Annotated in this window: 32 protein-coding genes; 3 read left to right on the top strand and 29 right to left on the bottom strand. The window is 66.7% G+C overall.

What is annotated here, in order from left to right; all coding sequences use genetic code 11:
* Positions 1–4: 4 nt before the first annotated feature.
* The 8 genes from RQG82_RS13125 to RQG82_RS13090 form a co-directional block, all read right to left on the bottom strand.
* Complete coding sequence (locus tag RQG82_RS13125; RefSeq protein WP_311259505.1) at positions 5–841, bottom strand: fumarylacetoacetate hydrolase family protein; 837 nt, start codon at positions 839–841, stop codon at positions 5–7.
* A complete protein-coding gene (locus RQG82_RS13120) occupies positions 841–1,248 on the bottom strand; it encodes a RidA family protein (RefSeq protein ID WP_311259504.1) in 408 nt (135 codons plus the stop codon). Before RQG82_RS13120 ends, RQG82_RS13125 begins: the two co-directional genes overlap by 1 nt.
* Positions 1,249–1,304: 56 nt before the next feature.
* Positions 1,305–3,695, bottom strand: a complete 2,391-nt coding sequence (locus RQG82_RS13115; RefSeq protein WP_311259503.1) for a bifunctional salicylyl-CoA 5-hydroxylase/oxidoreductase — start codon at positions 3,693–3,695, stop codon at positions 1,305–1,307.
* Position 3,696: 1 nt separating this feature from the next.
* Positions 3,697–5,358, bottom strand: coding sequence for an AMP-binding protein (locus tag RQG82_RS13110; RefSeq protein WP_311259502.1), 1,662 nt, complete (start codon positions 5,356–5,358; stop codon positions 3,697–3,699).
* A 33-nt stretch (positions 5,359–5,391) separates the two neighbouring features.
* On the bottom strand, positions 5,392–6,258 hold the full coding sequence (locus RQG82_RS13105) for an acyl-CoA thioesterase domain-containing protein (protein ID WP_311259501.1): 867 nt from the start codon (positions 6,256–6,258) through the stop codon (positions 5,392–5,394).
* Positions 6,255–6,695 (bottom strand): cupin domain-containing protein, encoded by a 441-nt coding sequence (locus RQG82_RS13100; RefSeq protein ID WP_311259500.1) that lies wholly within the window; start codon positions 6,693–6,695, stop codon positions 6,255–6,257. Before RQG82_RS13100 ends, RQG82_RS13105 begins: the two co-directional genes overlap by 4 nt.
* A 78-nt stretch (positions 6,696–6,773) precedes the next feature.
* Positions 6,774–7,601, bottom strand: a complete 828-nt coding sequence (locus tag RQG82_RS13095; RefSeq protein ID WP_311259499.1) for a PaaX family transcriptional regulator C-terminal domain-containing protein — start codon at positions 7,599–7,601, stop codon at positions 6,774–6,776.
* 45 nt (positions 7,602–7,646) lie between these two features.
* Entirely contained in the window at positions 7,647–8,105 is a 459-nt protein-coding gene (locus RQG82_RS13090) for an Lrp/AsnC family transcriptional regulator (protein WP_311259498.1), read from the bottom strand.
* 179 nt (positions 8,106–8,284) lie between these two features.
* On the opposite strand from RQG82_RS13090, the gene RQG82_RS13085 reads away from it, so the two are divergent.
* Positions 8,285–9,709, top strand: a complete 1,425-nt coding sequence (locus RQG82_RS13085) for an amino acid permease (protein WP_311259497.1) — start codon at positions 8,285–8,287, stop codon at positions 9,707–9,709.
* A gap of 49 nt (positions 9,710–9,758) precedes the next feature.
* Entirely contained in the window at positions 9,759–10,958 is a 1,200-nt protein-coding gene (locus tag RQG82_RS13080) for a pyridoxal phosphate-dependent aminotransferase (RefSeq protein WP_311259496.1), read from the top strand.
* 102 nt (positions 10,959–11,060) lie between these two features.
* Here the strand turns inward: RQG82_RS13080 and RQG82_RS13075 are convergent, their stop codons facing one another.
* The 5 genes from RQG82_RS13075 to RQG82_RS13055 form a co-directional block, all read right to left on the bottom strand.
* Entirely contained in the window at positions 11,061–11,462 is a 402-nt protein-coding gene (locus tag RQG82_RS13075; protein ID WP_311259495.1) for a VOC family protein, read from the bottom strand.
* Between the two features lie 66 nt (positions 11,463–11,528).
* Positions 11,529–12,674, bottom strand: coding sequence for a UDP-N-acetylmuramate dehydrogenase (locus tag RQG82_RS13070; RefSeq protein ID WP_396653624.1), 1,146 nt, complete (start codon positions 12,672–12,674; stop codon positions 11,529–11,531).
* Positions 12,674–13,072, bottom strand: a complete 399-nt coding sequence (locus RQG82_RS13065) for a MaoC/PaaZ C-terminal domain-containing protein (protein WP_311259494.1) — start codon at positions 13,070–13,072, stop codon at positions 12,674–12,676. Before RQG82_RS13065 ends, RQG82_RS13070 begins: the two co-directional genes overlap by 1 nt.
* Entirely contained in the window at positions 13,072–13,527 is a 456-nt protein-coding gene (locus tag RQG82_RS13060; RefSeq protein WP_311259493.1) for a MaoC family dehydratase N-terminal domain-containing protein, read from the bottom strand. The genes RQG82_RS13065 and RQG82_RS13060 overlap by 1 nt, the downstream gene beginning before the upstream one ends.
* Before the next feature lie 60 nt (positions 13,528–13,587).
* A complete protein-coding gene (locus RQG82_RS13055; protein ID WP_311259492.1) occupies positions 13,588–14,388 on the bottom strand; it encodes a sulfite exporter TauE/SafE family protein in 801 nt (266 codons plus the stop codon).
* Between the two features lie 163 nt (positions 14,389–14,551).
* On the opposite strand from RQG82_RS13055, the gene RQG82_RS13050 reads away from it, so the two are divergent.
* Positions 14,552–16,123, top strand: coding sequence for an AMP-binding protein (locus RQG82_RS13050; protein WP_311259491.1), 1,572 nt, complete (start codon positions 14,552–14,554; stop codon positions 16,121–16,123).
* Positions 16,124–16,196: 73 nt separating this feature from the next.
* Here RQG82_RS13050 and rplQ read toward each other — a convergent pair whose 3' ends face one another.
* The 16 genes from rplQ to rpsH form a co-directional block, all read right to left on the bottom strand.
* Positions 16,197–16,742, bottom strand: coding sequence for a 50S ribosomal protein L17 (gene rplQ / locus RQG82_RS13045; protein ID WP_311259490.1), 546 nt, complete (start codon positions 16,740–16,742; stop codon positions 16,197–16,199).
* A 33-nt stretch (positions 16,743–16,775) separates the two neighbouring features.
* Complete coding sequence (locus RQG82_RS13040; protein ID WP_042538798.1) at positions 16,776–17,765, bottom strand: DNA-directed RNA polymerase subunit alpha; 990 nt, start codon at positions 17,763–17,765, stop codon at positions 16,776–16,778.
* A gap of 135 nt (positions 17,766–17,900) precedes the next feature.
* On the bottom strand, positions 17,901–18,299 hold the full coding sequence (gene rpsK, locus RQG82_RS13035; protein ID WP_042538796.1) for a 30S ribosomal protein S11: 399 nt from the start codon (positions 18,297–18,299) through the stop codon (positions 17,901–17,903).
* A gap of 32 nt (positions 18,300–18,331) precedes the next feature.
* Entirely contained in the window at positions 18,332–18,706 is a 375-nt protein-coding gene (rpsM, locus tag RQG82_RS13030; RefSeq protein WP_311259489.1) for a 30S ribosomal protein S13, read from the bottom strand.
* 154 nt (positions 18,707–18,860) lie between these two features.
* Positions 18,861–18,977 carry a 50S ribosomal protein L36 gene (gene rpmJ, locus RQG82_RS13025; RefSeq protein ID WP_033106073.1) on the bottom strand — a complete coding sequence of 39 codons (117 nt, stop codon included), beginning with the start codon at positions 18,975–18,977 and terminating at the stop codon, positions 18,861–18,863.
* 64 nt (positions 18,978–19,041) lie between these two features.
* Positions 19,042–19,263, bottom strand: a complete 222-nt coding sequence (gene infA / locus RQG82_RS13020; protein ID WP_017201569.1) for a translation initiation factor IF-1 — start codon at positions 19,261–19,263, stop codon at positions 19,042–19,044.
* Between the two features lie 180 nt (positions 19,264–19,443).
* Positions 19,444–20,103 carry a thioredoxin domain-containing protein gene (locus tag RQG82_RS13015; RefSeq protein WP_311259488.1) on the bottom strand — a complete coding sequence of 220 codons (660 nt, stop codon included), beginning with the start codon at positions 20,101–20,103 and terminating at the stop codon, positions 19,444–19,446.
* 158 nt (positions 20,104–20,261) lie between these two features.
* Positions 20,262–21,110 (bottom strand): type I methionyl aminopeptidase, encoded by an 849-nt coding sequence (map, locus tag RQG82_RS13010; RefSeq protein WP_311259487.1) that lies wholly within the window; start codon positions 21,108–21,110, stop codon positions 20,262–20,264.
* A gap of 10 nt (positions 21,111–21,120) precedes the next feature.
* A complete protein-coding gene (locus tag RQG82_RS13005; RefSeq protein ID WP_311259486.1) occupies positions 21,121–21,717 on the bottom strand; it encodes an adenylate kinase in 597 nt (198 codons plus the stop codon).
* Complete coding sequence (secY, locus tag RQG82_RS13000; protein ID WP_042538786.1) at positions 21,714–23,036, bottom strand: preprotein translocase subunit SecY; 1,323 nt, start codon at positions 23,034–23,036, stop codon at positions 21,714–21,716. The genes RQG82_RS13005 and secY overlap by 4 nt, the downstream gene beginning before the upstream one ends.
* A 101-nt stretch (positions 23,037–23,137) precedes the next feature.
* Complete coding sequence (gene rplO, locus RQG82_RS12995; protein WP_311259485.1) at positions 23,138–23,764, bottom strand: 50S ribosomal protein L15; 627 nt, start codon at positions 23,762–23,764, stop codon at positions 23,138–23,140.
* A complete protein-coding gene (rpmD, locus tag RQG82_RS12990) occupies positions 23,764–23,949 on the bottom strand; it encodes a 50S ribosomal protein L30 (RefSeq protein ID WP_042538783.1) in 186 nt (61 codons plus the stop codon). Before rpmD ends, rplO begins: the two co-directional genes overlap by 1 nt.
* Positions 23,949–24,623 carry a 30S ribosomal protein S5 gene (gene rpsE / locus RQG82_RS12985; RefSeq protein ID WP_052492887.1) on the bottom strand — a complete coding sequence of 225 codons (675 nt, stop codon included), beginning with the start codon at positions 24,621–24,623 and terminating at the stop codon, positions 23,949–23,951. The genes rpmD and rpsE overlap by 1 nt, the downstream gene beginning before the upstream one ends.
* Before the next feature lie 20 nt (positions 24,624–24,643).
* The gene (gene rplR, locus RQG82_RS12980; RefSeq protein WP_042538778.1) at positions 24,644–25,003 is read right to left on the bottom strand and encodes a 50S ribosomal protein L18; all 360 of its coding nucleotides are present in this window, start codon (positions 25,001–25,003) and stop codon (positions 24,644–24,646) included.
* 2 nt (positions 25,004–25,005) lie between these two features.
* Positions 25,006–25,542: a 50S ribosomal protein L6 gene (rplF, locus tag RQG82_RS12975; protein ID WP_042538776.1), complete on the bottom strand. Its 537-nt coding sequence runs from the start codon at positions 25,540–25,542 to the stop codon at positions 25,006–25,008.
* 6 nt (positions 25,543–25,548) lie between these two features.
* Entirely contained in the window at positions 25,549–25,947 is a 399-nt protein-coding gene (rpsH, locus tag RQG82_RS12970; protein ID WP_140037891.1) for a 30S ribosomal protein S8, read from the bottom strand.
* Positions 25,948–26,056: the final 109 nt, after the last annotated feature.

Here is a 26,056-nt window from a genome sequence, read left to right as displayed (position 1 = left end):
GCTGCTACGGCTGGTCGTCGAAGCGGATGGTGTTGCGGAGCACACCGATCCCCTCGATCTCGGTCGTGACCAGGTCGCCGTCGCGCAGCCACCGCGGCTCCGGCATCCCGAGCGCCACTCCCCCCGGCGTGCCGGTGAGCACGATGTCACCCGGGCGCAGCACCGTGATCTGCGACACGTAGGCCACCAGATCGGCGGCGTCGAACACGAGCTCGGACGTGTCTGCGTCCTGCACCAGCTCACCGTTCACCGCACAGGTGATGCGCAGCCCGCCGCGGGGATCGAGTTCGTCGGCAGTGACCACCCAGGGGCCCACCGGTGTCGTCGCGTCGAACGCCTTGCCCTGCAGCCACTGCAGCGTGCGCTGCTGCCAGTCGCGCATGGAGATGTCGTTCGACACTGCATATCCGAGAATCGCCGCCTGCGCCTGCTCGCGGTCGGCCCGGTGCACTTCGGCGCCCACCACGACGGCGAGTTCTGCCTCCCAGTCGAGCTTGTCGGTGTTGCGCACGAGGATGTCGTCTTCTGCGCCCGTTAGCGTGTCGGCGAATTTGGCGAACAGGGTCGGGAACTCGGGCACCGGTCGACCGGTCTCGACGATGTGGTCGCGATAGTTCAATCCGCAGCAGAACACCTTCGACGGCCGCGGCACAGGGTTCGCGAACTCTCGTGCCTCGACATCGACCCTGGCCGGATGCCGCAGCGCGGCCTCTGCGTGCGCCCGCCAGTTCGGCGCACAGATCAGCTCCTGCGCATCGGACTCGTCGAGCAGCACCCAGCCGGCGGCGTCTCCGACGGCGGCATGCGTGCGGCCCGCTCGCCGCACCGTGGCGAGACGCATCAGCTGTCCTGCGATGCCGCGAGGTGTGCGACGCCCTGGATCTCGATCAGCGCCTCAGGCTGCCACAACCTCGTCACTCCGATCCCCGCCATCGCGGGGTACTCCGTGCCTGCCAGCTCGCGCCAACGCCGGCCGATCTCGCGCCCGTTGCGCTGGTAGTCCTCGACGTCGGTGAGATAGATGGTGACGTCGACAAGATCGCGCGGCTCGCCTCCGGCGGCGGCGAGCGTGGTGAGCACGTTCGAGAACGCCTGGACGAACTGCTCGACGATGCCGCCCTCGACGATGTGCCCCTCGGCATCCATCGCGGTCTGCCCGCCGAGATAGACGAACTCCCCGGCTCGGACGCCGTGGGCGAATCCGCTCGGCTTCACGAGCGAGTCTGGGTTGATGATCTGCCGCGACATGTGCGGTCTCCTTCGTGTCGGTGTCTCTGTCGATCTGCGCGTCGGACGACGCTGGGTCAGTGGGCGAGAGCGTCGAGCGTCGTCGACGCCGGCACCCAGCGGCGGTGACTCGACTCGGCGGCGTCTCTCTGCGGATCCCGCACGAGAGCGAGTCGAGGGCGAACCGCGTCGGTGCGCGATGACGGCGGCTTGCGCGAGCCCGCACGGAACTGCGGCACCCACTCGGCCCCCGCTCCGCGATACTCCTGATCCGCAGCCGCATGCAGGGTCCACTGGGGGTCCCACAGGTGGGTGCGCCCGAGAGCGACGAGGTCGGCGCGCCCCGCCAGCAGGATCGAGTTGACGTCATCGTGACTCGAGATGGCGCCGACCGCGATCACGCTGACCCCGGCTGCGGCCGCCACCCGATTGCGGATCGCGTCGGCGAAGGGGGTCTGGTAACTGCGGCCGAACCCTGGACGCTCGTGCTTCGCGATCTGCCCTGAGGACACGTCGATCGCCGCAGCACCGTGCGCGATGAATGCGCGGGCGATCTCGACGGCGTCGTCGACCGTGTTGCCTCCATCGACCCAGTCCTCGGCAGACAGGCGAACGGTGAGCGGCCGCTCCTCAGGCCATGCGGCGCGCATCGCGTCGAACACCTCGAGCGGGTACCGCAGTCGGTTCTCGAGCGACCCGCCGTACTCGTCGGTGCGCTGGTTCGAAACCGGCGACAGGAACGACGAGATGAGGTAGCCGTGAGCGGCGTGCAGCTCGGCGAGATCGAATCCCGCGTCGATGGCACGACGGGTCGCCGCCACGAAATCTTCGCGGATCGCCGTCATCGTCGCTCGATCGATCTCTCGGGGCACCTGGTTCTCCGCCGCATAGGGCAGTGCAGACGGTGCGACCGTGTTCCAGTTGCCCTGCTCGAGCGGCAGGTCGATGCCCTCCCACATCCGCCGGGTGGAGCCCTTGCGCCCCGAATGCCCGATCTGCACGCCGATCCTGGCGGTCGACTGGCCGTGCACGTAGTCGACGATGCGCTTCCACGCCCCCGTCTGCTCGTCGGTGTAGAGCCCCGCGCACCCCGGAGTGATCCGCCCTTCGGGCGACACGCACACCATCTCGGTCATGATGAGTCCGGCACCACCCATGGCCTTGGAGCCGAGGTGCACCAGGTGGAAGTCGCCCGGAACCCCCTCGACCGACGAGTACATGTCCATCGGCGACACGACGATGCGGTTCTTCAACTCGAGACGACCGATGCGATGCGGTCTGAACATCGCCGGCTCGGTGTCGTCGCGGCGCGGGAGCGGTGCCCCTCGAACGATCTCCGCTGCGAACTCGGGGTCGCGCATCGCCAGGTTCTCAAGCGTGATCCGGCGACTGCGGGTCAGCAGGTTGAACGCGAACTGCAGGGGTTCCTGATCGGCGTACTGACCGATCCGCTCGAACCATTCCAGCGAAGCCTGCGCCGCGCGCTGCGTCGACGCGACGACGGGGCGACGCTCCGCCTCATAGGCGTCGAGCGCCTCGTCGAGCGACGCGTGCTCGTGCAGGCATGCGGCGAGCGCGAGGGCGTCTTCCATGGCGAGCTTCGTGCCGGAACCGATCGAGAAATGCGCGGTGTGCGCCGCATCGCCGAGGATCACGAGGTTCTCGTGGTGCCAGTGATCGTTGCGCACCGTGGTGAAGTTCAGCCACTTGGAGTTGTTCGTCAGCACCTCGTGGCCGTCGAGCACGTCGGCGAAGAACTCGCGGATCTTCGCGACCGAACGCTCGTCGCTGACGCCGGGAGGGAAGACCTCGTCCTTGGTCGCGTCCAGGCCGGCGGCCCTCCACACGTCCTCGTGCATCTCGATGAGGAAGGTGCTTCTCGCATCGGAGTACGGGTAGCCGTGCAGCTGCATCACGCCGTGCGGGGTGTGCAACACCGCAAAGGTGAAGGCCTCGAACACCCGGTCGGTGCCGAGCCACATGTACTTCGAGGCGCGACGATCGAGATCGGGCCCGAACCGGTCTGCGAACTGCCCCCGCACGAACGAGTTGATGCCGTCGGCACCGAGGACGAGGTCGTACTGCTCCATGAGCTCGGCCGCATCCGGCGCGGGCGTGCGGAAGAGGATCGTCACTCCGAGCTCGAGGCAGCGCTGCTGCAGCAGCTGCAGCAGCTCTTTGCGCCCCATCGCCGCGAAGCCCTGACCGCCGATGGTGTGGGTCTCGCCGCCGAAGACGACGTCGATGTCGGTCCAGCGCGCGAACTGCTCGCCCATGCGCTGCGCGATCACCGGGTCGGCGTTCTCGATCCCGCCGAGGGTCTCATCGCTGAACACGACCCCGAACCCGAACGTGTCGTCGGGCGCGTTGCGCTCCCACACCGTGATCTCGTGGGTGGGATCGAGCTGCTTCATGAGAGCGGCGAAGTAGAGCCCGGCGGGGCCTCCGCCGATGACGGCTGCACGCATGTCAGGCTCCTCGGGTTTCGGTGACGGCGACATCGGCCGTGGCGGCCGCTTGTTCGCGAAGGATGAAGTGCTGCACCTTGCCGCTGGGATTGCGGGGCAGCTCGGTCAGGTAGTCGACGCGACGTGGGCACTTGTAGACGGCCAGTCGGGATTTGACGTGATCGAGGATGCTCGTCGTCAGGTCATCGGACGGCGAGACGCCGTCGCGGGGGACGACGAACGCGGCGACGATCATGCCGCGCTCGGGGTCGAGGCAGCCGACGACGGCGCACTCGAGCACATCCGGGTGGCCGAGCACGACCTCTTCGACCTCGGGAGCCCCGACGTTGTACCCGGCCGTCACGATCATCGAGTCGTTGCGGGCCTGGAAGGTGAAGTAGCCGTCCTCGTCGCGCACGAACGTGTCGCCGGTGATGTTCCACCCGTCGTGCACGTAGACACTCTGACGCTCGTCGTCGAGGTAGCGGCATCCGGTCGGCCCGATCACGCCCAGGCGCCCTGGCTCACCGACCCCGAGCTCGCGCCCGTCGTCGTCGAGGATCGCTGCGCGATACCCGGGCACGGCCCGCCCCGTCGTGCCAGGACGGATGTCGTCTCCGGATGCCGAGATGAACACGTGCAGCATCTCGGTCGCGCCGATGCCGTTGACCAGTCGGAGTCCGCTGGCGGCCTCCACCGCGTCGAAGGTCGAGATCGTGAGGTGCTCGCCGGCCGCGACGGCGATGCGCAGACGGCGCAGCTCACCGGCCAGTCCTTCCTTGATCACGCTTCGGTAGCCGGTCGGAGCCGTATAGAGCACCGTGATGCCGAGCGGCTCGATGAGCTTGGCGAGTTCGACCGGGGTCGCGCGCTCGACGAGAACCATCGCGCCACCCGTGCGCAGGGGGAACACGACGTTGCCGCCGAGACCGAACGTGAAGGCGAGCGGCGCCGTGCTCGCGCTCACGTCGTCGGATGTGAGGTGCAGCACGTGGTGAGCGAAGGTGTCGGCGTTGGCGAGGATGTCACGGTGGAAGTGCATCGTGATCTTCGGCACGCCGGTGGTGCCGCTGGTGGCTCCGAGGAGCGCGACATCGTCGGCCGCGGTGTCGACCGCCGCGAACTCGCCGCTCTTCGCCTCACAGGCACGGATCAGTGCGTCGTCGTCGCCCCCGGAGACGAGCACGGCGGGCGCGACGGCCAGCTCACCGAACGCGGCCTCGGCGTCGCTCATACCCCGGTGATCCACCACCGCGACGGCGGGCCGCACCCGCTCGGCGATCGGGCGCAGCTCTCTCGCACGCCACGCCACCATCGTCGTGACGACGACCATTCCCGCCTTGAGCGCCCCGAGCCAGCAGACGACGGTCCAGGGGCCGTTGAGCATGCGCAGGAGCACCCTGTTGCCCGGAACGAGGCCGAGGTCTTCGGTGAGGACCTGAGCGAACTGGTCGACGCGTCTGCGCAGTTCGCGATAGCTCCACGAGGTGCCGTCGGCGAGCAGGATCGCCGGGCGGTCGGCGCCGAAGCTGTCGATGGTGCGGTCGAGGAGCTCGACCGCGGCGTTCAGCCTCTCGGGGTACTGGACATCGGGGATCGTGAACTCGAGCGTCGGCCACAGGTGGGCCGGCGGGAGGGAATCGCGCGTGAACGTGTCGACATGCGCAGAGGGGGAAAGCGTCATTGCTGGTCCCTTCGGACTGAAGTGGAGGTGTGGTCAGAGCGGACGACCCGGGCGGATCATCCCCTCCTGCGCGACGGTGGCGACGAGCCGCCCGTCGCGGGTGTAGAACCGGCCGAGGCCGAGGCCGCGGCCGTCGGAGATCGCCGCGCTCTCCTGCGCGTAGAGCAGCCATTCGTCGGCACGAGCGGCTGTGTGGAACCACATCGCGTGATCGAGACTGGCGGTCACCAGCCCCTCGGTTCGCCACGGGAGCCCGAGCACACGCAGCACCGGCTCGAGGATCGTGTAGTCGCAGACGTAGGCGATCGCCAGCTGGTGGGTGCGCGGGTGGTCGTCGAGCCGATCGAAGGCGCGCACCCAGACCGCTTGATGCGCCGTGCGCTCTCCCTCGATCTCGATGTAGACGCTGCCGGGCACGTGGCGCATGTCGAAGCTGCGGCCGTGCGACCAGTACTCGACGTCCGCGCCGTCGACGCCCGAGAGGACCTCGGCTGACGAGAGCAGCAGCTCGGGCATCGGCACCTCCGGCATCGGCGGAGCGTGCTCGGGGAAAGCCTCGGACACATGGAACGACGCGGTCGCCATGAATGCCAGCTTTCCGTGCTGGTGCCCGCGCACGTGCCGCGTCGAGAACCCCCGGCCGTCGCGGATCATCTCGACCTCGTAGTGCACGGGCTCCGCCACATCGACGCCCCGCAGGAACGTGCTGTGCACCGAGTGAAGGGACCGGTCGTCACCCACCGTGCGAAGAGCCGCCGCCACGCTCTGGGCGACCAGGTCTCCGCCATAGGCCTTGGGCCACGGCACCGGCTGCGGCTGGGCCTCGAACGCCCGGTCGGCTCGCGTCGTCGTCACCTCGGTCAGGGCGATCGCGCGATGGAACGCAGCAGAGGTGCTCATACGCGACGGAAGCCCTCGAGCGTCGAGTCATCGACGTCGTCGAGGTTCACCACGATGTTGTCGGGAGTGCGAGTCGTCAGCCAGACGAGCTCATCCGTCACCGACATGTTCGCCTCGACGTGAGGCATGAACGGAGGCACGAAGACCCAGTCGCCGGCGGTCATGTCGAGGTATTCGCGGTATCCCTCTCCGAAGTAGATCCGGCCGGCGCCACGGAGCACGTATCCGCCGGTCTCGGCCTCGCCGTGGTGGTGCGGGAGCGACCGGTAGCCGGGATCGTTCGACACCTGGCCGAACCAGATCTTCGTGGCCTCGGTGTGCTGGGGTCCGACGCCTGAGACGCGGACGCACCCACCCGATGACATCGTCTGGGTGTCTTCTTCTCCGCTGCGGGTCACCTGCGGGACTCTGTCCCAGCGCAGTTCGTGCTCGGTCATGAAAGCTCCTTCACTCCGTGTCGAAGAAGTGTCACACATGTGACGACCGTCACGCAAGTGCGATACCGATATGCAGTGTCAGCTCATCACGGATGTCACGAAGCGCTCGGCCGACGGCTCGAGGCTCGCGTGGAGCTCGGCGAAGACGCGGGCCGCCTCGACTCCGATCCACCCGTCCGGGAGCAGCCCGAGCGGCAGCCCCGGATCCAGGTAGACCAGACGACGCCACTGCGTGATGGCGCGCACGTGGGCCGCAAACGCGAGTCGCTCGTCGGTCTCGCCGATCACAGCTCCGAACGACTCGACGAACCCGCGATAGAGCGGTTCCATGGCCTCGAGATCCCACCACTCGCGCACCGCCTCGTCGAGCGGATCCGACGACACCCGCGAGCCGAGGAACAGCTCGACGTAGCCGTCGAGCCCGGCACCCTGCAGCGCCGTCCCGGTCTCTTCCGCGATCAGGCCGGGAGCGATCCAGAGCCCTCCGCTGACCTGCCCGAAGCCCAGCCGCTGCAGGAGCTTGCGCAGCTGATGGCGCAGGGGCCGCTCGCTCTCGGGAATGCTGAAGGAGGCGAGCAGCCACGGGTCAGCAGTCTCGGCTCTGCGCGATTCGAAGATGCGACGATCGCCGGCCGCGAAGACGCCCTCCAGCGACGACGACAGCCGGTAGGCGCCTCCCCCCTCGCTCACGAGGATCCCGCGCTGCTTCAGCCTCGAGACCGAGGAGCGCACGACACCGGGGTCGATGCCCAGCGCGGACATCATCTCGATGAGGGCCGCGATGCGGATCTCACCCCCGTGCGCACGGACATAGCGACCGAAGACCGTCACGATGAGGTGCTGCGGCCGGACTCCGGCCTCAGGCGTCAGCTCGTCAGCATCCATCGGCATCCCGTCCGCACTCATGAGCATTCAGCGTAGCGGCCGCGCCGCCACGCGCTGCCCCGCCGCTCACGCCGGGGCGACGCCGACGGCGTGCTCGAACACGAGCTGCGTCTGCGATTGGCCGAGGTCCGGGTGCGCGCCGATGTTGACCCTGATGAACTCGCGCAGGGCGGGCACGTCGGCCACAGCGACGTGGATCACGAGGTCGCGGTCACCGCCGAGGAGGAAGACCTGCTGCACCCCGGGCAGCGCTCGCATGAGCGGCACGAGATCGGTGACCTGACTGCGGGCGTGGTCGAGCACCGCGACCGACACCAGGGCGCTGATCGCCGCCCCCGCCGCCTGCGGGTCGACGACCGCGCGGTAGCCGCGGATCACCCCGGCGTCCTCGAGCAGTCGCACACGGCCATGGCACGTCGACGGCGCGAGTCCGACACGGGCCGCCAGCTCCTTGTTCGACAGCCGCCCGTCGCGAGACAGCTCGTGCAGGATCCGCCGGTCCCCATCCGTCAATGCCAACATCATCGTCCCCCCCCTCGGTCGAGCCCCAGCTCGAACAGGATTCAAGAATTCGGAAACATCTCGAATCATCTTCATGACTGTGCCATCGAGGTCGAATCCTTGCAAGACTCTCGTCGCGCTCGAGTCCGAAGAAGGCCACTGCGGCGCTCCTCACCGAAAGCAACGACGCTGGAAGGACAGCCATGGCTGAATTCTCCGATATCCAGACCCGAGAGATCGGTCTGCAGAAAGCCCTGACGGCGCGGCAGCTCGGCATGATCGCGCTCGGCGGCGCGATCGGCACCGGCCTGTTCCTCGGCAGCCGGTTCGCGATCGGCTTCGCTGGTCCTAGCGTCGTGCTGAGCTATCTCATCGGCGGCATGATCGCTCTGCTGCTGATGGCGGCGCTCGCCGAGATGACCGTGCAGCATCCGACTTCCGGGTCGTTCGGAGCGTATGCCGAGCACTACATCGGGCCGCTCGCCGGGTTCCTGGTGCGGTACATGTACTGGGGATGCATCGTGCTCGCCGTCGGCACCGAGGTCACAGCAGTCGGCGAGTACATGCAGCTGTGGTTCCCCGGCATCCCGCCGTGGATCTGGGTCATCCTGTTCGGCGGAGCGCTGATCCTCGTCAACGCGATGAACGTCAAGAGCTTCGGAACCCTCGAGTACTGGTTCTCGGCGATCAAGGTCTTCGCGATCATCGCGTTCATCGTGGTCGCGGGCTGGCTGGTCTTCTTCTCGGGCGACCAGAAGCGTGGAGTGCACAACTGGGCGGCAGAAGGCGGCTTCATGCCGAACGGCCTGAGCGGCATGTGGTTCGCCGTGATCGTCTCTATCTTCAGCTACCTCAGCATCGAGATGATCGCGGTCGCCGCCGGCGAGGCCGCAGAACCAGAGAAGGCCGTGAAGAAGGCGTTCAAGGTCACCGCCTTCCGACTGCTCATCTTCTACATCCTCACGCTCTCGCTGATCGTCTCCATCGCGCCGGTCTCCGAGATCCTCTCCGGATCGAGCCCGTTCGTCACTGTCATGCAGGTCATCGGCATCCCCTTCGCGGACTCCGTGCTGAACTTCGTCGTGATCATCGCCGCGCTGTCGGCCATGAACAGCCAGCTCTATATCTCGACGCGCATGATGTTCTCGCTGTCGCGTGCCGGCGAGGCACCGCGGATGTTCGGCAAGGTCGGCAGGAACGGCGCTCCTCTGAACGCCCTGCTGCTCTCGACCGGTGGCATCGCGGTCGCCACCGTGATCTACGTGCTCAACCCGGCCGATGCCTTCGCGATCATGTTCGCGATCTCGATGTTCGGCGCGCTGTTCACGTGGTTCATGATCTTCGTGACCCACGTCGCGTTCCGCCGCCGCCTGGCCGCGCGCGGCGAGAAGCCGAAGTACTCCGTGTGGGGCTCGCGGCCGGGCGCGATCATCGGGGCCGTGCTGATGCTGGCGATCGCCGCCTCGACCGCGCTCACCGACGAGTTCCGCTCGACGCTTCCCTTCGGCATCCCGTGCCTCGCGGCCGCGATCGGCGCGTTCTTCCTCGTGCAGCGGCGGCGACGACGGGCACAAGACGCTGCATCCGTCGAGTCCGCGGCGAGCGCTGGAAAGAACCACGATTCTTGATGGCACCCGACCCGTCATCGACCCGCCCCACCCGAGTACGCTCGTAGTCGTGACCGAACGCGCTCCTCTCTCTCGCAAGCTGTCCGCCATCGCCGAGTCCGCGACCCTCAAGGTCGATGCCAAAGCGAAGGCCCTCAAGGCCGAAGGCAAGCCCGTCATCTCGTATGCCGCCGGCGAGCCCGACTTCGCGACGCCGCAGTTCATCGTCGACGCAGCGGCTGAGGCTCTCGCCGACCCGGCGAGCTACCGCTACACCCCCGCCCCGGGCCTTCCGGCACTGCGCGAGGCCATCGCCGCGAAGACGCTGCGCGACTCGGGACTCGAGGTCTCGCCGAGCCAGGTCATCGTGACCAACGGCGGCAAGCAGTCGGTCTACCAGGCGTTCCAGGCCGTGGTGAACCCGGGCGACGAGGTGCTGCTGCCCGCTCCGTACTGGACCACCTACCCCGAGGCGATCCGCCTCGCCGACGGCACCCCGGTCGAGGTGTTCGCGGGCGCCGCCCAGGAGTACAAGGTCACGGTCGAGCAGCTCGAGGCCGCCCGCACCGAGCGCACGACCGCGCTCGTGTTCGTCTCCCCCTCGAACCCCACAGGCTCTGTGTACACGGCCGAGGAGACCAAGGCCATCGGCGAGTGGGCGCTCGAGCACGGCATCTGGATCATCTCGGACGAGATCTACCAGAACCTCACCTACGAGGGCGTCACGGCGACCTCGATCGTCGAGGCCGTGCCCGAGGTGGCCGGCCAGACGATCCTCGTCAACGGCGTCGCGAAGACCTATGCGATGACCGGCTGGCGCGTGGGCTGGATGGTCGGACCCGCCGATGCCATCAAGATCGCCGGCAACCTGCAGTCGCACCTGTCGAGCAACGTGAACAACGTCGCCCAGAAGGCAGCGATCGCCGCTCTCAACGGCCCGCAGACCGAGGCCGAGCAGTTCCGCGAGGCATTCGACCGCCGCCGCCGCCTGATCGTGTCGGAGCTGTCGAAGATCGACGGCCTCGTGGTGCCGAACCCGCTCGGCGCGTTCTACGTCTACCCCGACGTGCAGGGTCTGCTCGGCCGCACCTGGGGCGGCGTCACGCCGACCACGTCGCTCGAGCTCGCGGACTTCATCCTCGAGAAGGCCGAGGTCGCGGTGGTTCCCGGCGAGGCCTTCGGTCCCTCCGGCTACATCCGCATGTCGTACGCGCTCGGCGACGACCAGCTTCTCGAGGGCGTTCAGCGCCTGCAGCGCCTGTTCGCCTGAGTCGCCGGCAGACCCGGTCGCAACGCGAGACCCCCTCGGATCCACATGGATACGAGGGGGTCTCGGCGTTCGACTGCTCGGCGAACAGAGCCGACGACGCGCTCACGCCTCGTCGTGGAATCCGATCAGCCAGCGGATGCCGTAGCGATCGATGACCGTACCGTCGTAGTCGCCCCAGGGACGCTTCTGCATGGCGTCGATCACGCGACCGTCCTCAGCGAGCTGGTCGTACCAGCTGGTCAGAGTCGAGGCATCCGCGGTGCCCAGCAGCGACAGGAACATCCCGCTCATCTGCACGGCATCGTCGTCGGCTCCTGCATCCGCACCCGCGAGCTCGACCGGCCCCGCGAGCTGTCCGTGAGCGATCGCATCTGACGGCCCGTCGTGGCGTCCGGCGGAGGCGTAGTCGAGAAGCTGGAGCTCCCCTCCGAAGACCGCGCGGTAGTGCTCGAGTGCTTCGGCTGCGTTCCCGGGAAACAGCAGGTAGGGGATCAGTCCGCTCATGCCGCGAGTGTACGGCGAACGGGCGACGTTGTCAGTCGGGCACGGTGCCGCGACGGGCTTGACGAGCTACAGTTCGACGCCGAGCAGCACGGGCTCCGGCTGCAGCACGAGCCCGAACTCGGAGTGCACGCGGCTCTGGATGAAGCGCGCGAGCTCAGACACCTCGGCGGCCGTCGCGCCGCCACGGTTCGTGAGGGCGAGAGCGTGCTTGGTCGAGACGGACGCGCGCGATCGGGGCAGCTTGAAGCCCTTGCGGATTCCGGCCTGCTCGATCAGCCAGGCGGCGCTCACCTTCACGTCGGGCGCCTCCGGCTTCGCGGCGGGCACATAGCCTTCGTACGAGGCGAGCGGGATCACGGTGACGGTGTCGAGATCGGGGGTCACCGGCCAGCGCGGGCACTCGGGTGGCAGGGCGCGGGCGACGACCTCGGGCACGATCGCATTCTGGAAGAACGAGCCGACGCCATGTGTGTCAGGGTCGTTCTCGTCGAGCAGCATCCCCTTCGAGGCGCGGGTGGCGAGGATCCGCTCCCGCACCCAGGTGAGCGGCACAGGGGCGTCCGAATCGAGGCCCAGTGCCCTGCGCAGCTGCTCCCCGCGGACGACGCGCTCTTCGGCGACGAGAAGATCGACCGTGACCGACAGGATGACGGCTCGGCGCTGCGGCACGCTGCCGTAGTGGTGCTTGAGCACAGAGGTCCGGAACCCGAGCCCGAGCTCGGATGCCGGGACGACCGACACCTCGCCTGTCGCCTCGTCGATCAGCTCGACCTCGACCAGGGTCTCTTGGATCTCCTGACCGTATGCACCGATGTTCTGCACCGGCGAGGCGCCGACGGTGCCGGGGATGCCACTCATCGCCTCGAGTCCGGCATAACCGTGCTCGACGGCGTAGGCGACGAGATCGTCCCAGCCGTGTCCTGCCTGCGCGCGAAGCCGGATGCGTCCGGCGTGCGGCGACGGAAGCTCTTCGATGCCACGGGTGAGGATGCGGATAACGGTTCCCTCGAACGAGTCGTCACCGATGAACAGGTTGGAGCCGCCGCCGAGGACGAACCACTCGTCGCCGCGCGACCAGACGTCGGTCAGCGCGTCGATCAGCTCAGCGGTGGTCGACGCCTCGAGCATCCGCTCGGGCGCCCCGCCCGTTCGGAGGGTCGTCAGGGTCGCCAGCCTGAGCGGCTCGACCTCGTGCACCACGCCGTCGCCCATCAGGCGGCGACGCGCAGCTGCGCCTTGACGAGCACGGTCGTCTCGCCGAACGTGACCTTGAGGTCGATGCGCGTCGATTCCTCGTCGACGGCGCCGACGGTGGCGACGACGTGAAGGTCGGCTCCGTCTGCGGGGTCGACCACGACCGGCTTGGTGAATCGCACGCCGTAGTCGAGGATTCGCGTGCCCGGCTCGAGAGCCGCGACGACCACCGACGAGGCGATGCCCATCGTGAGCATGCCGTGCGCGAGGACGCCGGGCAGACCCACCTCGGCGGCGATGTCGTCACGGTAGTGGATCGGGTTGAAGTCGCCCGATGCTCCTGCATACCGCACGAGCGACTCGCGGGTGATGTGCACTGTGCGCTCTGCGACGACGTCTCCGACAGCGAACGGCATCACTCTGCTCCTTCTTCGGCGCCGACCAGCAGCACGCTGGTGGCGGTGACGACGTGCTCGCCGGCGGCATCCGTGATCTCTGCCGCGCTGGTGATCATGGCGTTGCCGCCCATCATGCGGATGGCGGTCACGCGCAGCCGGCCCGTGAGCTCGTCGCCCGCGACGATCGGCCGGGAGTAGGCGAACTTCTGCTCGGCGTGGATCGTGCGTGCCAGCACGATGCCCGAGTCGGGTTCGGCGAGCAGTTGCTGCAGCGTGAGGTCTTGAATGACCATCGCGAAGGTCGGCGGCGCCACGACATCGGCGAAACCGGCCGCACGCGCAGCCTCGACGTCGGTGTGCTGCGGAGCGTCGGCGAAGACCGCGCGCGCGAACTCGCGCACCTTCTCGCGGCCGACGAGGTAGGGGGACGTCGGCGGGAACTCCCGGCCGACCAGATCTTGGTTCACTGCCACCCCTCGATCCTACTTTCTCGGTCGTGGGGATCGGTGCCCGACGGCCGGATCAAAGACCGCTCAGTCCCTGTTCTTCCGACCCTTGATCGCCTTCATCGCCATCTGCACCGCGATGACCACCAGGTATGCCGCGAACAGCATGTTCCCCACCTGCGGGTCGATCAGCGTGGCCAGCCATGCGCCGAGCGCGGTGGTCGTGCAGGCGGACACTCCGACGAACGCCGCGGCGACGAGATCGACGTTGCGATTGCGCAGGTTGCCGATCGTGCCCGAGATCGCGGTGGGGATCATCATGAGCAGCGATGTGCCCTTGGCGACGAGGTCGCTCGTGCCGAATGCGAGCATCAGGATCGGCACGACGATCACGCCGCCGCCCACCCCGATGAGCCCTGCCAGGATGCCGGTGGCGACACCGACCACCACGAGGGCGAGACCGTTGAGCAGCTGCAGCTCGAACTCCGCGTCGCGTGACGGGACCACCAGGAACAGGCTCACGATGACGACAACGAGGAAGCCGACGAAGAACCAGCGCAGCACCGTCTGCGAGATCTTCGGCAGCATCCGGGTGCCGATCTGCGCGCCGACCACCGAGCCCGCTGCGAGGATCAGCGCGGGGATCCAGGCGACCGATCCGTTGATCGCGTACGAGATGACCCCGACCGTGGCGGTCGGGACGATCGCCGCGAGCGACGTGCCGGCGCCGAGCCGCTGGTTGAAGTGCAGGAAGAGCACGAGCAGCGGGACGATCACCGTGCCGCCGCCGACGCCGAAGAGGCCGGAGAGGAGGCCTGCGACCAGGCCGATGCCGATGAATGCCGTGTAGGCGCGAGGCCCTCTGCTCAGGGTCTCTGCATCAGTCACCGGATCAGCCTACCCGCAGGCTCCCTCCCCTTTCGCGCCGCGCTGCGGGGGCCGCGCATCCTGACCCTCCCGCGCGAAGGAGACCCTGGGACCCGGTCTCCTCCTGTGCGACACTGGATCGCATCAGACGGCGTCGTCGATGACCCGGATCGAAGGAGATCTCATGGTGCGCAGTTCCTATCCCGATGTCGAGATCCCGAAGGTCTCGATCCACGACTTCCTGTTCGGTGATGTCGAGGACGACCGTCTCGATGCGGTCGCGATAGTCGACGGCGTCAGCGGTGCGACCACGACCTATCGCCAGCTGATCGCGCAGATCGACCTGTTCGCCGGCGCTCTTGCCGCGCGCGGGGTGGGCGTCGGGACGAAGGTGGGCGTGCTGTGCCCCAACATCCCCGCCTTCGCGACGGTCTTCCACGGCATCCTCCGCGCCGGGGCGACGGCCACCACGATCAACTCCCTCTACACACCCGATGAGATCGCGAATCAGCTGACGGATGCCGAGGCGACATTGCTCATCACCGTCTCGCCGCTGCTTGCCGGGGCGAAAGCGGCGGCCGCCGCGGTGGGCTTAGACGACGACCACGTGATCGTCCTCGACGGCGCCGACGGGCATCCGTCGCTGCCCGCCCTGCTCGGCGAGGGCCGCACCGCCCCCGAGGTGAGCTTCGACCCGGCGACACATCTCGCAGTGCTCCCCTACTCCTCGGGCACCACCGGTCGACCCAAGGGCGTCATGCTGACGCACCGCAACCTGATCGCCAATGTCAGCCAGTGCCGCTCCACGATCTCGCTCGGCGACGACGACCGCGTGCTCGCCGTCCTGCCCTTCTTCCACATCTACGGCATGACGGTGCTGCTGAACTTCGCGCTGCGCCAGCGAGCGGCGCTGGTCACGATGCCCAGGTTCGATCTCACGGACTTCCTCCGCGTCGTCCAGGAGCACCGCACCAGCTGGGTCTTCATCGCGCCACCGATCGCCGTCGCCCTCGCGAAGCATCCGCTCATCGACCAGTACGACACCTCGGCGATCAAGGTCATCTTCTCAGGGGCCGCTCCCCTCGACGGCGGCCTGGCGACTGCAGTCGCCGATCGCCTCGGATGCACCGTCTGTCAGGGCTACGGCATGACCGAGACGAGTCCCGTGACCCATGCGATCCCCTACGACCGACCCGACATCGACCGCTCGTCGGTCGGCATGCTGCTCGCCAACACCGAGGCGCGGCTCGTCGCCGAAGACGGCACCGACGTCGATGCGCCGAATGAGGGCGCCAGCGAACCGGGTGAGCTGCTGATCCGCGGCCCCCAGGTGATGGCCGGCTACCTGAACAGGCCCGACGCCACAGCCGAGATGCTCGACGCCGACGGCTGGCTGCACACCGGCGACGTCGCGACCGTGACGCGCGACGGCATCTTCCGCATCGTCGACCGGCTCAAGGAGCTCATCAAGTACAAGGGCTACCAGGTCGCACCGGCAGTGCTCGAGGCGGTGCTGCTCGAGCATCCGTCCATCGCCGATGCGGCTGTCATCGGGGTGCCGGATGCCGATGGACAAGAGGTCCCGAAGGCGTTCGTGGTGGTGCAGCAGGGTGCGGAGCTCGACGCGGATGCCGTGATGGCACACGTCGCCGCGCACGTCGCACCTCACGAGAAGGTACGACAGGTCGAGTTCATCGACGCGATTCCGAAGTCGGCATCCGGAAAGATCCTGCGCAAGGATCTGCGTACTCGCTGATTCCAGCGCCCCGGAAACGAAGAAGCCCGCCGTCACTTTCGGGGCGGCGGGCTTCTTCGAACGAGCGAGGTGCTTACTCGGACTTCTTCTCGACAGCGTCCTCGGCGGCAGCCTCGGCTGCCTCTCCCTCGGCCGGCGACTCGGCGCCGGCGTCGGTGGCCTCGTCAACGGGAGCCTCCTCAGCGGGAGCCTCCTCGACGACCTCGGCGGGCTTCTCAGCCTTGGCAGCCTTCTTGGTGGACTTCGCCTTGGGGGTGACGGGCTCGAGAACGAGCTCGATCACTGCCATGGGGGCGTTGTCACCCTTGCGGTTGCCGACCTTCGTGATGCGGGTGTAGCCACCCTCACGGTCTGCGACGAGCGGAGCGATCTCGGTGAAGAGCACGTGTCCGGCGTCCTTGTTGGAGCGCAGCACGGTCATCGCACGACGACGCGCGTTCAGGTCGCCGCGCTTGCCGAGCGTGATGAGACGCTCTGCGAGCGGACGCAGGCGCTTGGCCTTGGTCTCGGTCGTCTTGATCGACTTGTGGATGAAGAGCTGTGCCGCCATGTTGGCAAGCAGCAGACGCTCGTGTGCGGGGCCGCCTCCGAGGCGGGGACCCTTAGTGGGCTTGGGCATAATCGTCTAACTCCTGGTCAGAAAGGTCGGGTTTCAGAAGGACTCGTCTTCGCTGCCGCCGTAGAAGTGGGCGCCGTCGAAACCGGGCACCGAATCCTTGAGCGACAGACCGAGCGAGATGAGCTTGTCGCGCACCTCGTCGACCGACTTCTGGCCGAAATTGCGGATGTTCATGAGCTGCGTCTCCGACAGGGCGACGAGCTCGGAAACAGTGTTGATGCCCTCACGCTTCAGGCAGTTGTACGAGCGGACCGAGAGGTCGAGGTCCTCGATCGGCATCGACAGTTCGCTGGAGTTCACTGCCTCCACCGGTGCCGGGCCGATCTCGATGCCCTCAGCCTCGACGTTCAGCTCGCGAGCGAGACCGAACAGCTCGGTGAGCGTCTTCGCAGCCGAAGCGACAGCGTCGCGGGGGCTGATGGCGGACTTGGTCTCGACGTCGAGGACGAGCTTGTCGAAGTCGGTGCGCTCACCCGCACGGGTGGCGTCGACGCGGTAGCTGACCTTGAGCACCGGCGAGTAGATCGAGTCGATCGGGATCTGACCGGCCTCGGCGTACTCGTTACGGTTCTGCGTCGCCGAGACGTAGCCACGGCCACGCTCGATCGTGAGCTCGAGCTCGAACTTCGCGGTCTCGTTGAGCGTCGCGATGACGAGCTCGGGGTTCTGGACCTCGACACCGGCCGGAGCCGAGATGTCAGCGGCGGTCACTTCGCCCGAACCGGTCTTGCGCAGGTAAGCGGTGATGGGCTCGTCGCGCTCCGACGAGACCACGAGCTGCTTGATGTTGAGGATGATCTCGGTGACATCCTCCTTCACGCCGGGGATGGTGCTGAACTCGTGCAGCACGCCGTCGATGCGAACGCTGGTGACCGCGGCGCCGGGGATCGACGACAGCAGGCTGCGACGAAGCGCATTGCCGATCGTGTATCCGAAGCCGGGCTCCAGAGGCTCGATGATGAACCGGCTACGGTTCTCGACGATCTTTTCCTCGGTCAGTGTGGGACGCTGTGCAATAAGCACTCTGTGTTCCTTTCGATCACATGCCCGCTATATGACATGTGGTGGGGTGAGGTTTTGAGTTTTGGGAGTCGATGCCCGCGCTGGCGGGCGTCGAGCCGCTCGGCCCCGAAGGACCGAGCGGCTCAACCAGCCGGATCAGACGCGGCGGCGCTTCGGCGGGCGGCAACCGTTGTGCGCCTGCGGGGTGACGTCCTGGATCGAGCCGACCTCGAGGCCGGCGGCCGTCAGCGAACGGATCGCGGTCTCGCGACCCGAGCCCGGTCCCTTGACGAAGACGTCGACCTTCTTGACGCCGTGCTCCTGCGCCTGACGGGCAGCCGACTCGGCGGCCAGGCCAGCGGCGTAGGGGGTCGACTTGCGCGAGCCCTTGAAGCCCACGCCACCCGACGATGCCCAGCTGATGACAGCGCCGGACGGGTCGGTGATCGAAACGATGGTGTTGTTGAACGTCGACTTGATGTGGGCATGGCCCAGCGCGATGTTCTTCTTTTCCTTGCGGCGCGGCTTGCGCGCGGCGGCCTTGGGTGCAGCCATGAAAGTGTTCTCCTAGTCCCTGGGGGCCGCGCTTAGCGGGCCTTCTTCTTGCCTGCGACGGTGCGCTTCGGGCCCTTGCGGGTACGGGCGTTGGTCTTGGTGCGCTGACCACGGACCGGGAGGCCACGACGGTGGCGGACGCCCTCGTAGGAGCCGATCTCGACCTTGCGGCGGATGTCTGCGGCGACCTCGCGGCGCAGGTCACCCTCCACCTTGTAGTTGCCTTCGATGTAGTCGCGGAGGGTGATCAGCTGGTCATCGCTGAGGTCCTTCACGCGGATGCTCTCGTCGATCTCTGTAGCCTTGAGGATCTCGACCGAGCGGGTACGGCCGACGCCGTAGATGTAGGTAAGGGCGATCACCACGCGCTTATCGCGCGGGATGTCAACGCCGGCAAGACGTGCCATGCGGTTCTCCTGAGATTGGTAGAGGTGTGGAGCAGGATCGGTGCTCGGGCCTCTGTCCCGAGGTGTCCCCCACTTGCGTGGGATCTGATCCTGCCGTTGTGTGTATTGAGTTGTGAGTCAGATCCGAAGAGTCCGTCGGCAAGCCGACGGGTGCTCAGCCCTGGCGCTGCTTGTGGCGCGGGTTGCTCTTGCAGATGACCATGACGCGGCCGTGGCGGCGAATCACCTTGCAGTGATCGCACATGGGCTTGACGCTGGGGTTGACCTTCATGATGTTTCCTATTCGCTGTCTTCACCGGGCAGGCTGAGTGCCTGGGGTGTTACTTCTCGACCGATCAGCGGTAGCGGTAGACGATTCGTCCACGGGTCAAGTCGTAGGGGCTGAGCTCTACGACCACGCGGTCTTCGGGGATGATGCGGATGTAGTTCTGCCGCATCTTGCCTGAGATCGTTGCAAGGACCTTGTGTCCGTTGGAGAGCTCAACGCGGAACATCGCGTTGGGCAGAGCCTCGGAGATCACGCCCTCGATCTCGATGACACCGTCTTTCTTAGCCATAGCCTCGCTGACGCTTCTGCAGACCGGTCGATCTGCGGTGGGTGGTTGGATTGCGGTACTTGTGCCGATTCAGACACGCCGAATCAAGGCGCAAGGCACCAAGGATCTATGTTATCCGACAACGGGAGTTCCGGCAACCTGAGCAGGATGCCGGAACTCCCGTTATGCGAATGATGAAGATCAGCCGAGGATCTTGGCGAACTCCGTGGCGATCTCGCTGTTCTCGATGCGGGTGCCGTTGATCTCGATGGTCGGCGTTCCAGAGATCTCGTGCGCCTTGGTCTGCGACTCGGCGAACTTGTTGTAGGTGCCGTCGGCGATGCAGTCTGCGGCGGCGCCCGCGCCCGCCTGCTCGGCGAGGGCGCTCAGCTCATCGGCGCTGAGTCCGGCGGAGTTCTCCTCCGGCTGGTTCGCGAAGAGCAGGTTGAAGTAGTCCAGGGTCGAGTCGGGAGCCTCTGCGGCGACGCAATACATCGAACCCGCGGAAAGCGACGAGTATTCGCCCGTCGTGGAGTATCGGTTGAGGATCGACACCGGGTGGATGTTCAGCGTGATCTGGTCATCAGCCGCTGCGGCCTGCAGCTGCTCGCCGTAGGCGTCCTCGAACTGTCCGCACACGGGGCACATGAAGTCGACGTACGTGTCGATCTCGTCCTCGCCCGTGCCGAACGAGATCGCGCCGGTCTCCTCGTTGACGATGGAGCTCTGCGGGGCCGTGCCGGGATCGGTGGCCTGGTTGTTCAGGAACACGACGACGAAGGCGAGAACGGCCAGGACGACCACCACAGCCGCCGAGACGCCGATCACGAACCAGTTGGTGTTGCTCTTCGCGGCTGCCATTGCTTTCCGTTTCTGTCGCGGCCCGCCCGTGGCGGACCCGGCCTGAAGTCTGCGGGTGCATGCGCACCCATACACCCATTGTGCCCGGAGAAACCTATGTGCGCGTTGTGATCGCGAGCAGGATCACAGATCTCGCCGCGCCTGCTGGTGCCGACAGGTCAGGCGATCGGCGTCGGCGTCACGCCGAAGGGTGCGAGGCCTGCCGCTCCCCCGTCGGGTGCGGTGAGCACCCAGATGCCATCCGCGTGCAGCGCGACACTGTGCTCCCAGTGCGATCCGTCGGTGCCGTCGACCGTCGAGACCGTCCAGTCATCGTCCTCGACGAAGGTCTCGTCGCTGCCGGCGGTCACCATCGGCTCGATGGCCAGCACGAGACCGGGCTTGACCTCAGCACCGGGATCGGGCGTGCGGTAGTTGAAGACGCTCGGCGCCTCATGCATCTTGCGACCGATGCCGTGGCCGACGTATTCGCGAAGGATGCCGTAGGTCTCGCCTGAGACGGCTGACGGGCCCTGAGCCTCGATGAAACCCTGGATGGCGGCGCCGATGTCACCCAGGTGTGAAGCGGACGCCATTGCGGCGATACCGGCCCACATGGACCCCTCTGTCACGCGCGACAGCTCCTGCCGCTGCGCCACGAGCTCGGGGCGCGTGTCATCGGGGACGACGACCGTGATCGCGCTGTCTCCGTTCCACCCCTCGAACTGCGCTCCGCAGTCGATCGACACGATGTCGCCGGCCTCCAGGACCCGCTCACCGGGGATGCCGTGCACGACCTCCTCGTTGACCGAGATGCACGTGGTGTGCCGGTAGCCGCGAACAAGCTGGAAGTTCGACTCGGCGCCACGGGCCAGGATCACGCGGTTGGCCTCGGCGTCGAGCTCGAGCGTCGTGACGCCCGGTCGAATCAGCGGCCGGACAGCATCCAGTGCCGCGGCCGTGATGAGGCCGGGCTCGACCATCGCGCGCAGCTGAGCCGCGTTCTTGTAGATCGACTTGCGGAACATGGTGCGGTGTTCAGGCCGCGAGACGCAGGCCGCGAGCGACGAGAGCCGCGAACACACGCTCGGTGATCTCGTCGAGCGAGCCGACCCCGTCGATGCGGTCGACGATGCCACGGGGGCCGTAGACCTCGAGGATCGGGGCCGTCTCGTGCTCGTAGATGTCCAGGCGGTGCGCGATGGCCTCGTCGGTGTCATCCGAACGGCCCTGCTCGGCAGCACGGAGCTTCAACCGCTCGATGCTCTCTTCGCGGGGGACGTCGAGAAGGATGACGGCGTCGAGCGACTCGCCGCGAGCAGCCAGGAACGCGTCGAGATGCTGCACCTGAGCCGCATTACGGGGGTATCCGTCGAGCAGGAAGCCGTTGGCCGCGTCGTCCTGCGACAGGCGATCGCGAACGATCTCGCTGGTCAGCTCGTCGGGAACCAGGTCACCCTTGTCGAGGATGGCTGTGACCTGCTGGCCGAGCGGCGTGCCCTCTTTGATGTTCGCGCGGAAGATGTCTCCGGTCGAGACGACCGGGATGCCGTACGACTCGGCGATGCGGACGCCCTGCGTACCCTTGCCCGATCCCTGCGGACCGACGATGAGAAGACGAGCTGATCGAGTCATCGGAGGAGCCCTTCGTAGTGACGCTGCTGCAGCTGCGCGTCGATCTGCTTGACCGTCTCGAGACCGACACCGACGATGATGAGGATCGACGCGCCACCGAACGGGAAGTTCTGGTTGGCGCCGACGGTGGCGAGAGCGATCAGCGGGATCAGCGCGATAAGGCCGAGGTAGATCGACCCGGGCAGCGTGATGCGGGTGAGCACGTAGTCAAGGTACTCAGCGGTGGGACGACCGGCACGGATGCCGGGGATGAACCCGCCGTACTTCTTCATGTTGTCTGCGACCTCGACCGGGTTGAAGGTGATCGCGACGTAGAAGTACGTGAAGCCGATGATCAGCAGGAAGTACACCGCCATGTAGATGGGGCTGTTGCCGGTCGTGAAGTTCGCGCTGATCCAGGTCACCCATGCGGCCGGCTCGGAGCCGTCCTGCGGGGTGTTGAACTGCGCGATGAGTGCAGGGATGTACAGCAGCGACGAGGCGAAGATCACGGGGATCACGCCGGCCATGTTGACCTTGATCGGGATGTAGGTGTTGGTGCCGCCGTAGGTGCGACGACCGACCATGCGCTTGGCGTACTGCACCGGGATGCGCCGCTGCGACTGCTCGACGAACACCACGAGCGCCATGACGATGATCCCGACCAGGAGCACCAGGAGGAAGACCTCGAAGCCCTTGCTCTCCCAGATGAGCCACATGGCGCCGGGGAAGGTGGCGGCGATCGAGGTGAAGATGAGCAGCGACATGCCGTTGCCGATGCCGCGCTCGGTGACGAGCTCGGCGAACCACATGATGAGTCCGGTGCCGGCGGTCATGGTCATGATCATGAGCAGCTGCGCCCACCACACGTCGTTGGTGAGGAGGTTCTGGCACGCGGCGATGTCGGTCGTGCCGAAGAGCTGGCCGCTGCGGGCCACGGTCACGAGCGTGGTCGACTGCAGCAGCGCCAGGGCGATCGTGAGGTAGCGCGTGTACTGGGTCAGGCGGGCCTGGCCTGCCTGGCCCTCCTTGTGCAGAGCCTCGAAGTGAGGAATGACGACGCGAAGGAGCTGCGTGATGATCGTCGCGGTGATGTACGGCATGACACCGAGCGCGAAGATCGAGAGCTGGAGGAGCGCGCCACCCGAGAACAGGTTGACGAGCCCGAGGAGTCCCTCTGTCCCGGAGTTCAGCGCGAGGCACTCCTCGACGTTCGGAAAGTTCACGAACGGAGCAGGCACATTCGAGCCAAGCCGGTAGATGGCGACGATGGCGAGGGTGAAACCGATCTTCCGACGCAGGTCGGGCGTGCGGAAGATCCGCGCGATGGCGCTAAACAAGGACGTCCTCCTGAAAGGTTGCCGGTCCCTTGAGGACGGCTGAAAGAACAGGCTAACCCATAAGAGGGGCCGGAGAATCTCCGACCCCTCTCATGAAGTGGTTACTTGACGGATCCGCCAGCCGCCACGATCTTCTGCTCGGCAGAACCCGAGACCTTGTCGACCGCTACGGTGAGCTTCACGGCGATGTCGCCGTTTCCGAGAACCTTGACCTTCTCGTTCTTGCGAACGGCACCCTTGGCGACCAGGTCGCCGATGGTGACGTCGCCACCCTTGGGGTACAGCTCCGCGAGCTTCTCCAGGTTCACGACCTGGTACTCGACGCGGAACGGGTTCTTGAACCCGCGCAGCTTCGGGGTGCGCATGTGCAGCGGCATCTGCCCACCCTCGAATCCGACGCGAACGGTGTTGCGAGCCCTCGTACCCTTGGTACCGCGACCCGCAGTCTTACCCTTGGAGCCCTCACCGCGACCGACACGGGTCTTCGCGGTGTTGGATCCGGGGACCGGACGCAGGTGGTGCACCTTCAGCACGCCGGGGCGGGATGCCGGAGCATCCTTCTTCGGCGCAGCCTTCTTGGCAGCAGGCTTCTTGACGGCGTCAGCCTTGGCCGAAGACGCCTTTGCAGGTGCCTTCTTGGCGGCGGGCTTCTTGTCGGCTGCGGCCTTGGGAGCGGCAGCCTTCTTCGGGGCCTTCTCGGCCTCGACGGCTTCGTTCTTCTCAGCCATTAGTCGATCTCCTCAACCTTGACGAGGTGGGCGACGGTCTTGACGTAACCGCGCGTCTGCGCGTCGTCGGGGCGAACGGTGCTGTCACCGATGCGCTTCAGACCGAGGCTGCGCAGCGTGTCACGCTGGTTCTGCTTCTCGCTCACCTTGGATTTGACCTGCGTGACCTTCAGGCGCGCAGCCATCAGGCACCTACCTTCTGTGCGGCGATGGCGTCAGCCTCCGCACGGACGAGACGCGCGGGTGCGACCTGGTCGAACTCGAGGCCACGACGTGCGGCGACCGCACGGGGCTCCTCGAGCATCTTCAGGGCCGTCACCGTCGCGTGCACGATGTTGATCGTGTTCGACGAGCCGAGCGACTTCGACAGCACGTCGTGGATACCGGCGCACTCGAGCACGGCGCGGACCGGACCACCGGCGATGACACCGGTACCGGCAGCGGCCGGACGAAGCAGGACGACGCCTGCTGCGGCCTCACCCTGCACGGGGTGCGGGATGGTGCTTCCGACGCGCGGAACGCGGAAGAAGTTGCGCTTGGCCTCTTCGACACCCTTGGCGATCGCCAGAGGGACCTCGCGGGCCTTGCCGTAGCCGACGCCCACCAGACCGTTGCCGTCACCGACGACCACGAGAGCGGTGAAGCTGAAGCGACGACCACCCTTCACGACCTTCGAGACGCGGTTGATGGTGACCACGCGCTCGAGGAACTGGTTGTCCCCACGGTCGCGGGAGTTGCGGTCACGGCCACCCTGGTTGCGGTCACCACGGCCACCGCCGCGGCGGTTGTCGCGCTGAGACGGCTCTGCCTGCGTGGTGCCGGTGGCAGTCTCGGAAGTGGCAGCTGCCGCTTCGGTCACTTCGTTCTCCTTGTTGTCACTCACAGTGCCAGACCCCCTTCGCGGGCGCCGTCGGCGATGGCGGCGACACGACCGGCGTAGCGGTTGCCGCCACGGTCGAACACTGCCTCGGAAACGCCGGCAGACTTCGCACGCTCGGCGAGAAGCTCGCCGACCTTGCGGGCCTTGGCGGTCTTGTCACCCTCGAGCGAGCGCAGGTCGGTCTCGAGCGTCGATGCCGACGCCACGGTGTGACCCTTGCTGTCGTCGACAAGCTGCACGAAGACGTGGCGAGCCGAACGGTTGACGACGAGACGCGGACGCGACTCGGTGCCGACGACCTTCTTGCGAAGGCGGGCATGACGACGCGCGCGGGCGTCAGACTTTGACTTGAGAGCCATGGTTACTTACCACTCTTTCCGGCCTTGCGACGCACGATCTCGCCGGCGTAGCGCACGCCCTTGCCCTTGTACGGCTCGGGCTTGCGGATCTTGCGGATGTTCGCAGCTGCCTCGCCGACAGCCTGCTTGTCGATACCACTGACCGTGAGCTTGTTGGTGCCCTCGACCGTGAGCGTGATACCGGCGGGCGGGTCGATGAGGACCGGGTGCGAGAAGCCGAGAGCGAACTCGACCGAGCTGCCCTTCTGTGCCACTCGGTAACCGGTTCCGACGACCTCGAGACCCTTGGTGTAGCCCTGGGTCACGCCGATGATGTTGTTGTTGATGAGCGTGCGGGTCAGGCCGTGAAGCGACCGGGACTCGCGCTCGTCGTCGGGACGGGTGACGAGAACCTGGTTCTCCTCGACCGCGACCTCGATGGGCTTGGCGACCGTCAGGGTGAGCTCACCCTTGGGGCCCTTCACCGCGACCTCACGGCCGTCGACCGAGATGGTCACGCCCGCGGGAACGTCGATGGGAAGTCGTCCAATACGCGACATTTTCGATTACCACACGTAGGCGAGAACTTCTCCGCCCACGCCCTTCTGCTCTGCCTGACGGTCGGTGAGAAGACCGGAGGAGGTGGACAGGATGGCCACGCCGAGTCCGCCGAGGACCCTGGGCAGCTCGGTGGACTTCGCGTAGACGCGGAGGCCGGGCTTCGACACGCGCTTGATGCCCGCGATCGAACGCTCACGGTTGGGGCCGTACTTCAGCTGCAGGGTGAGGTTCGTGCCGACGCGAGCGTCAGACGTCTCCCATCCTGCGATGTAGCCCTCCTGCTGGAGGATCTCGGCGATGTGCGTCTTGAGCTTGCTCGACGGCAGGGTCACGGAATCGTGATGCGCCGAGTTCGCGTTGCGCAGACGGGTCAGCAGATCTGCGACCGGGTCTGTCATTGTCATTGTTGTTTTCCTTTGTTCATGAGGTTCCGGCTGCCGTTACACGACAGACGGCCTGCGATGACACGCAATCTTCAATTGTACGGGATCGGGCGGGGCGCTGTGCGCCCCG

It is taken from the genome of Microbacterium sp. WCS2018Hpa-9 (assembly GCF_031843745.1).
GTDB lineage: Bacteria > Actinomycetota > Actinomycetes > Actinomycetales > Microbacteriaceae > Microbacterium.
Note: the sequence above shows the minus strand (reverse complement) of the source record. Positions and strands in the feature narration are given on the sequence as shown.

Excerpts from the sequence above, each read along its gene's own strand:
- RQG82_RS13125 (WP_311259505.1), bottom strand. The coding sequence starts at position 841 with ATGCGTCTCGCCACGGTGCGGCGAGCGGGCCGCACGCATGCCGCCGTC.
- RQG82_RS13120 (WP_311259504.1), bottom strand. The coding sequence starts at position 1,248 with ATGTCGCGGCAGATCATCAACCCAGACTCGCTCGTGAAGCCGAGCGGA.
- RQG82_RS13115 (WP_311259503.1), bottom strand. The coding sequence starts at position 3,695 with ATGCGTGCAGCCGTCATCGGCGGAGGCCCCGCCGGGCTCTACTTCGCC.
- RQG82_RS13110 (WP_311259502.1), bottom strand. The coding sequence starts at position 5,358 with ATGACGCTTTCCCCCTCTGCGCATGTCGACACGTTCACGCGCGATTCC.
- RQG82_RS13105 (WP_311259501.1), bottom strand. The coding sequence starts at position 6,258 with ATGAGCACCTCTGCTGCGTTCCATCGCGCGATCGCCCTGACCGAGGTG.
- RQG82_RS13100 (WP_311259500.1), bottom strand. The coding sequence starts at position 6,695 with ATGACCGAGCACGAACTGCGCTGGGACAGAGTCCCGCAGGTGACCCGC.
- RQG82_RS13095 (WP_311259499.1), bottom strand. The coding sequence starts at position 7,601 with ATGAGTGCGGACGGGATGCCGATGGATGCTGACGAGCTGACGCCTGAG.
- RQG82_RS13090 (WP_311259498.1), bottom strand. The coding sequence starts at position 8,105 with ATGATGTTGGCATTGACGGATGGGGACCGGCGGATCCTGCACGAGCTG.
- RQG82_RS13085 (WP_311259497.1), top strand. The coding sequence starts at position 8,285 with ATGGCTGAATTCTCCGATATCCAGACCCGAGAGATCGGTCTGCAGAAA.
- RQG82_RS13075 (WP_311259495.1), bottom strand. The coding sequence starts at position 11,462 with ATGAGCGGACTGATCCCCTACCTGCTGTTTCCCGGGAACGCAGCCGAA.
- RQG82_RS13070 (WP_396653624.1), bottom strand. The coding sequence starts at position 12,674 with ATGGGCGACGGCGTGGTGCACGAGGTCGAGCCGCTCAGGCTGGCGACC.
- RQG82_RS13065 (WP_311259494.1), bottom strand. The coding sequence starts at position 13,072 with ATGCCGTTCGCTGTCGGAGACGTCGTCGCAGAGCGCACAGTGCACATC.
- RQG82_RS13050 (WP_311259491.1), top strand. The coding sequence starts at position 14,552 with ATGGTGCGCAGTTCCTATCCCGATGTCGAGATCCCGAAGGTCTCGATC.
- rplQ (WP_311259490.1), bottom strand. The coding sequence starts at position 16,742 with ATGCCCAAGCCCACTAAGGGTCCCCGCCTCGGAGGCGGCCCCGCACAC.
- rpsK (WP_042538796.1), bottom strand. The coding sequence starts at position 18,299 with ATGGCTGCACCCAAGGCCGCCGCGCGCAAGCCGCGCCGCAAGGAAAAG.
- rpsM (WP_311259489.1), bottom strand. The coding sequence starts at position 18,706 with ATGGCACGTCTTGCCGGCGTTGACATCCCGCGCGATAAGCGCGTGGTG.
- rpmJ (WP_033106073.1), bottom strand. The coding sequence starts at position 18,977 with ATGAAGGTCAACCCCAGCGTCAAGCCCATGTGCGATCACTGCAAGGTG.
- infA (WP_017201569.1), bottom strand. The coding sequence starts at position 19,263 with ATGGCTAAGAAAGACGGTGTCATCGAGATCGAGGGCGTGATCTCCGAG.
- RQG82_RS13015 (WP_311259488.1), bottom strand. The coding sequence starts at position 20,103 with ATGGCAGCCGCGAAGAGCAACACCAACTGGTTCGTGATCGGCGTCTCG.
- map (WP_311259487.1), bottom strand. The coding sequence starts at position 21,110 with ATGTTCCGCAAGTCGATCTACAAGAACGCGGCTCAGCTGCGCGCGATG.
- RQG82_RS13005 (WP_311259486.1), bottom strand. The coding sequence starts at position 21,717 with ATGACTCGATCAGCTCGTCTTCTCATCGTCGGTCCGCAGGGATCGGGC.
- rplO (WP_311259485.1), bottom strand. The coding sequence starts at position 23,764 with ATGGCTGAGAAGAACGAAGCCGTCGAGGCCGAGAAGGCCCCGAAGAAG.
- rpmD (WP_042538783.1), bottom strand. The coding sequence starts at position 23,949 with ATGGCTGCGCGCCTGAAGGTCACGCAGGTCAAATCCAAGGTGAGCGAG.
- rplR (WP_042538778.1), bottom strand. The coding sequence starts at position 25,003 with ATGGCTCTCAAGTCAAAGTCTGACGCCCGCGCGCGTCGTCATGCCCGC.
- rplF (WP_042538776.1), bottom strand. The coding sequence starts at position 25,542 with ATGTCGCGTATTGGACGACTTCCCATCGACGTTCCCGCGGGCGTGACC.
- rpsH (WP_140037891.1), bottom strand. The coding sequence starts at position 25,947 with ATGACAATGACAGACCCGGTCGCAGATCTGCTGACCCGTCTGCGCAAC.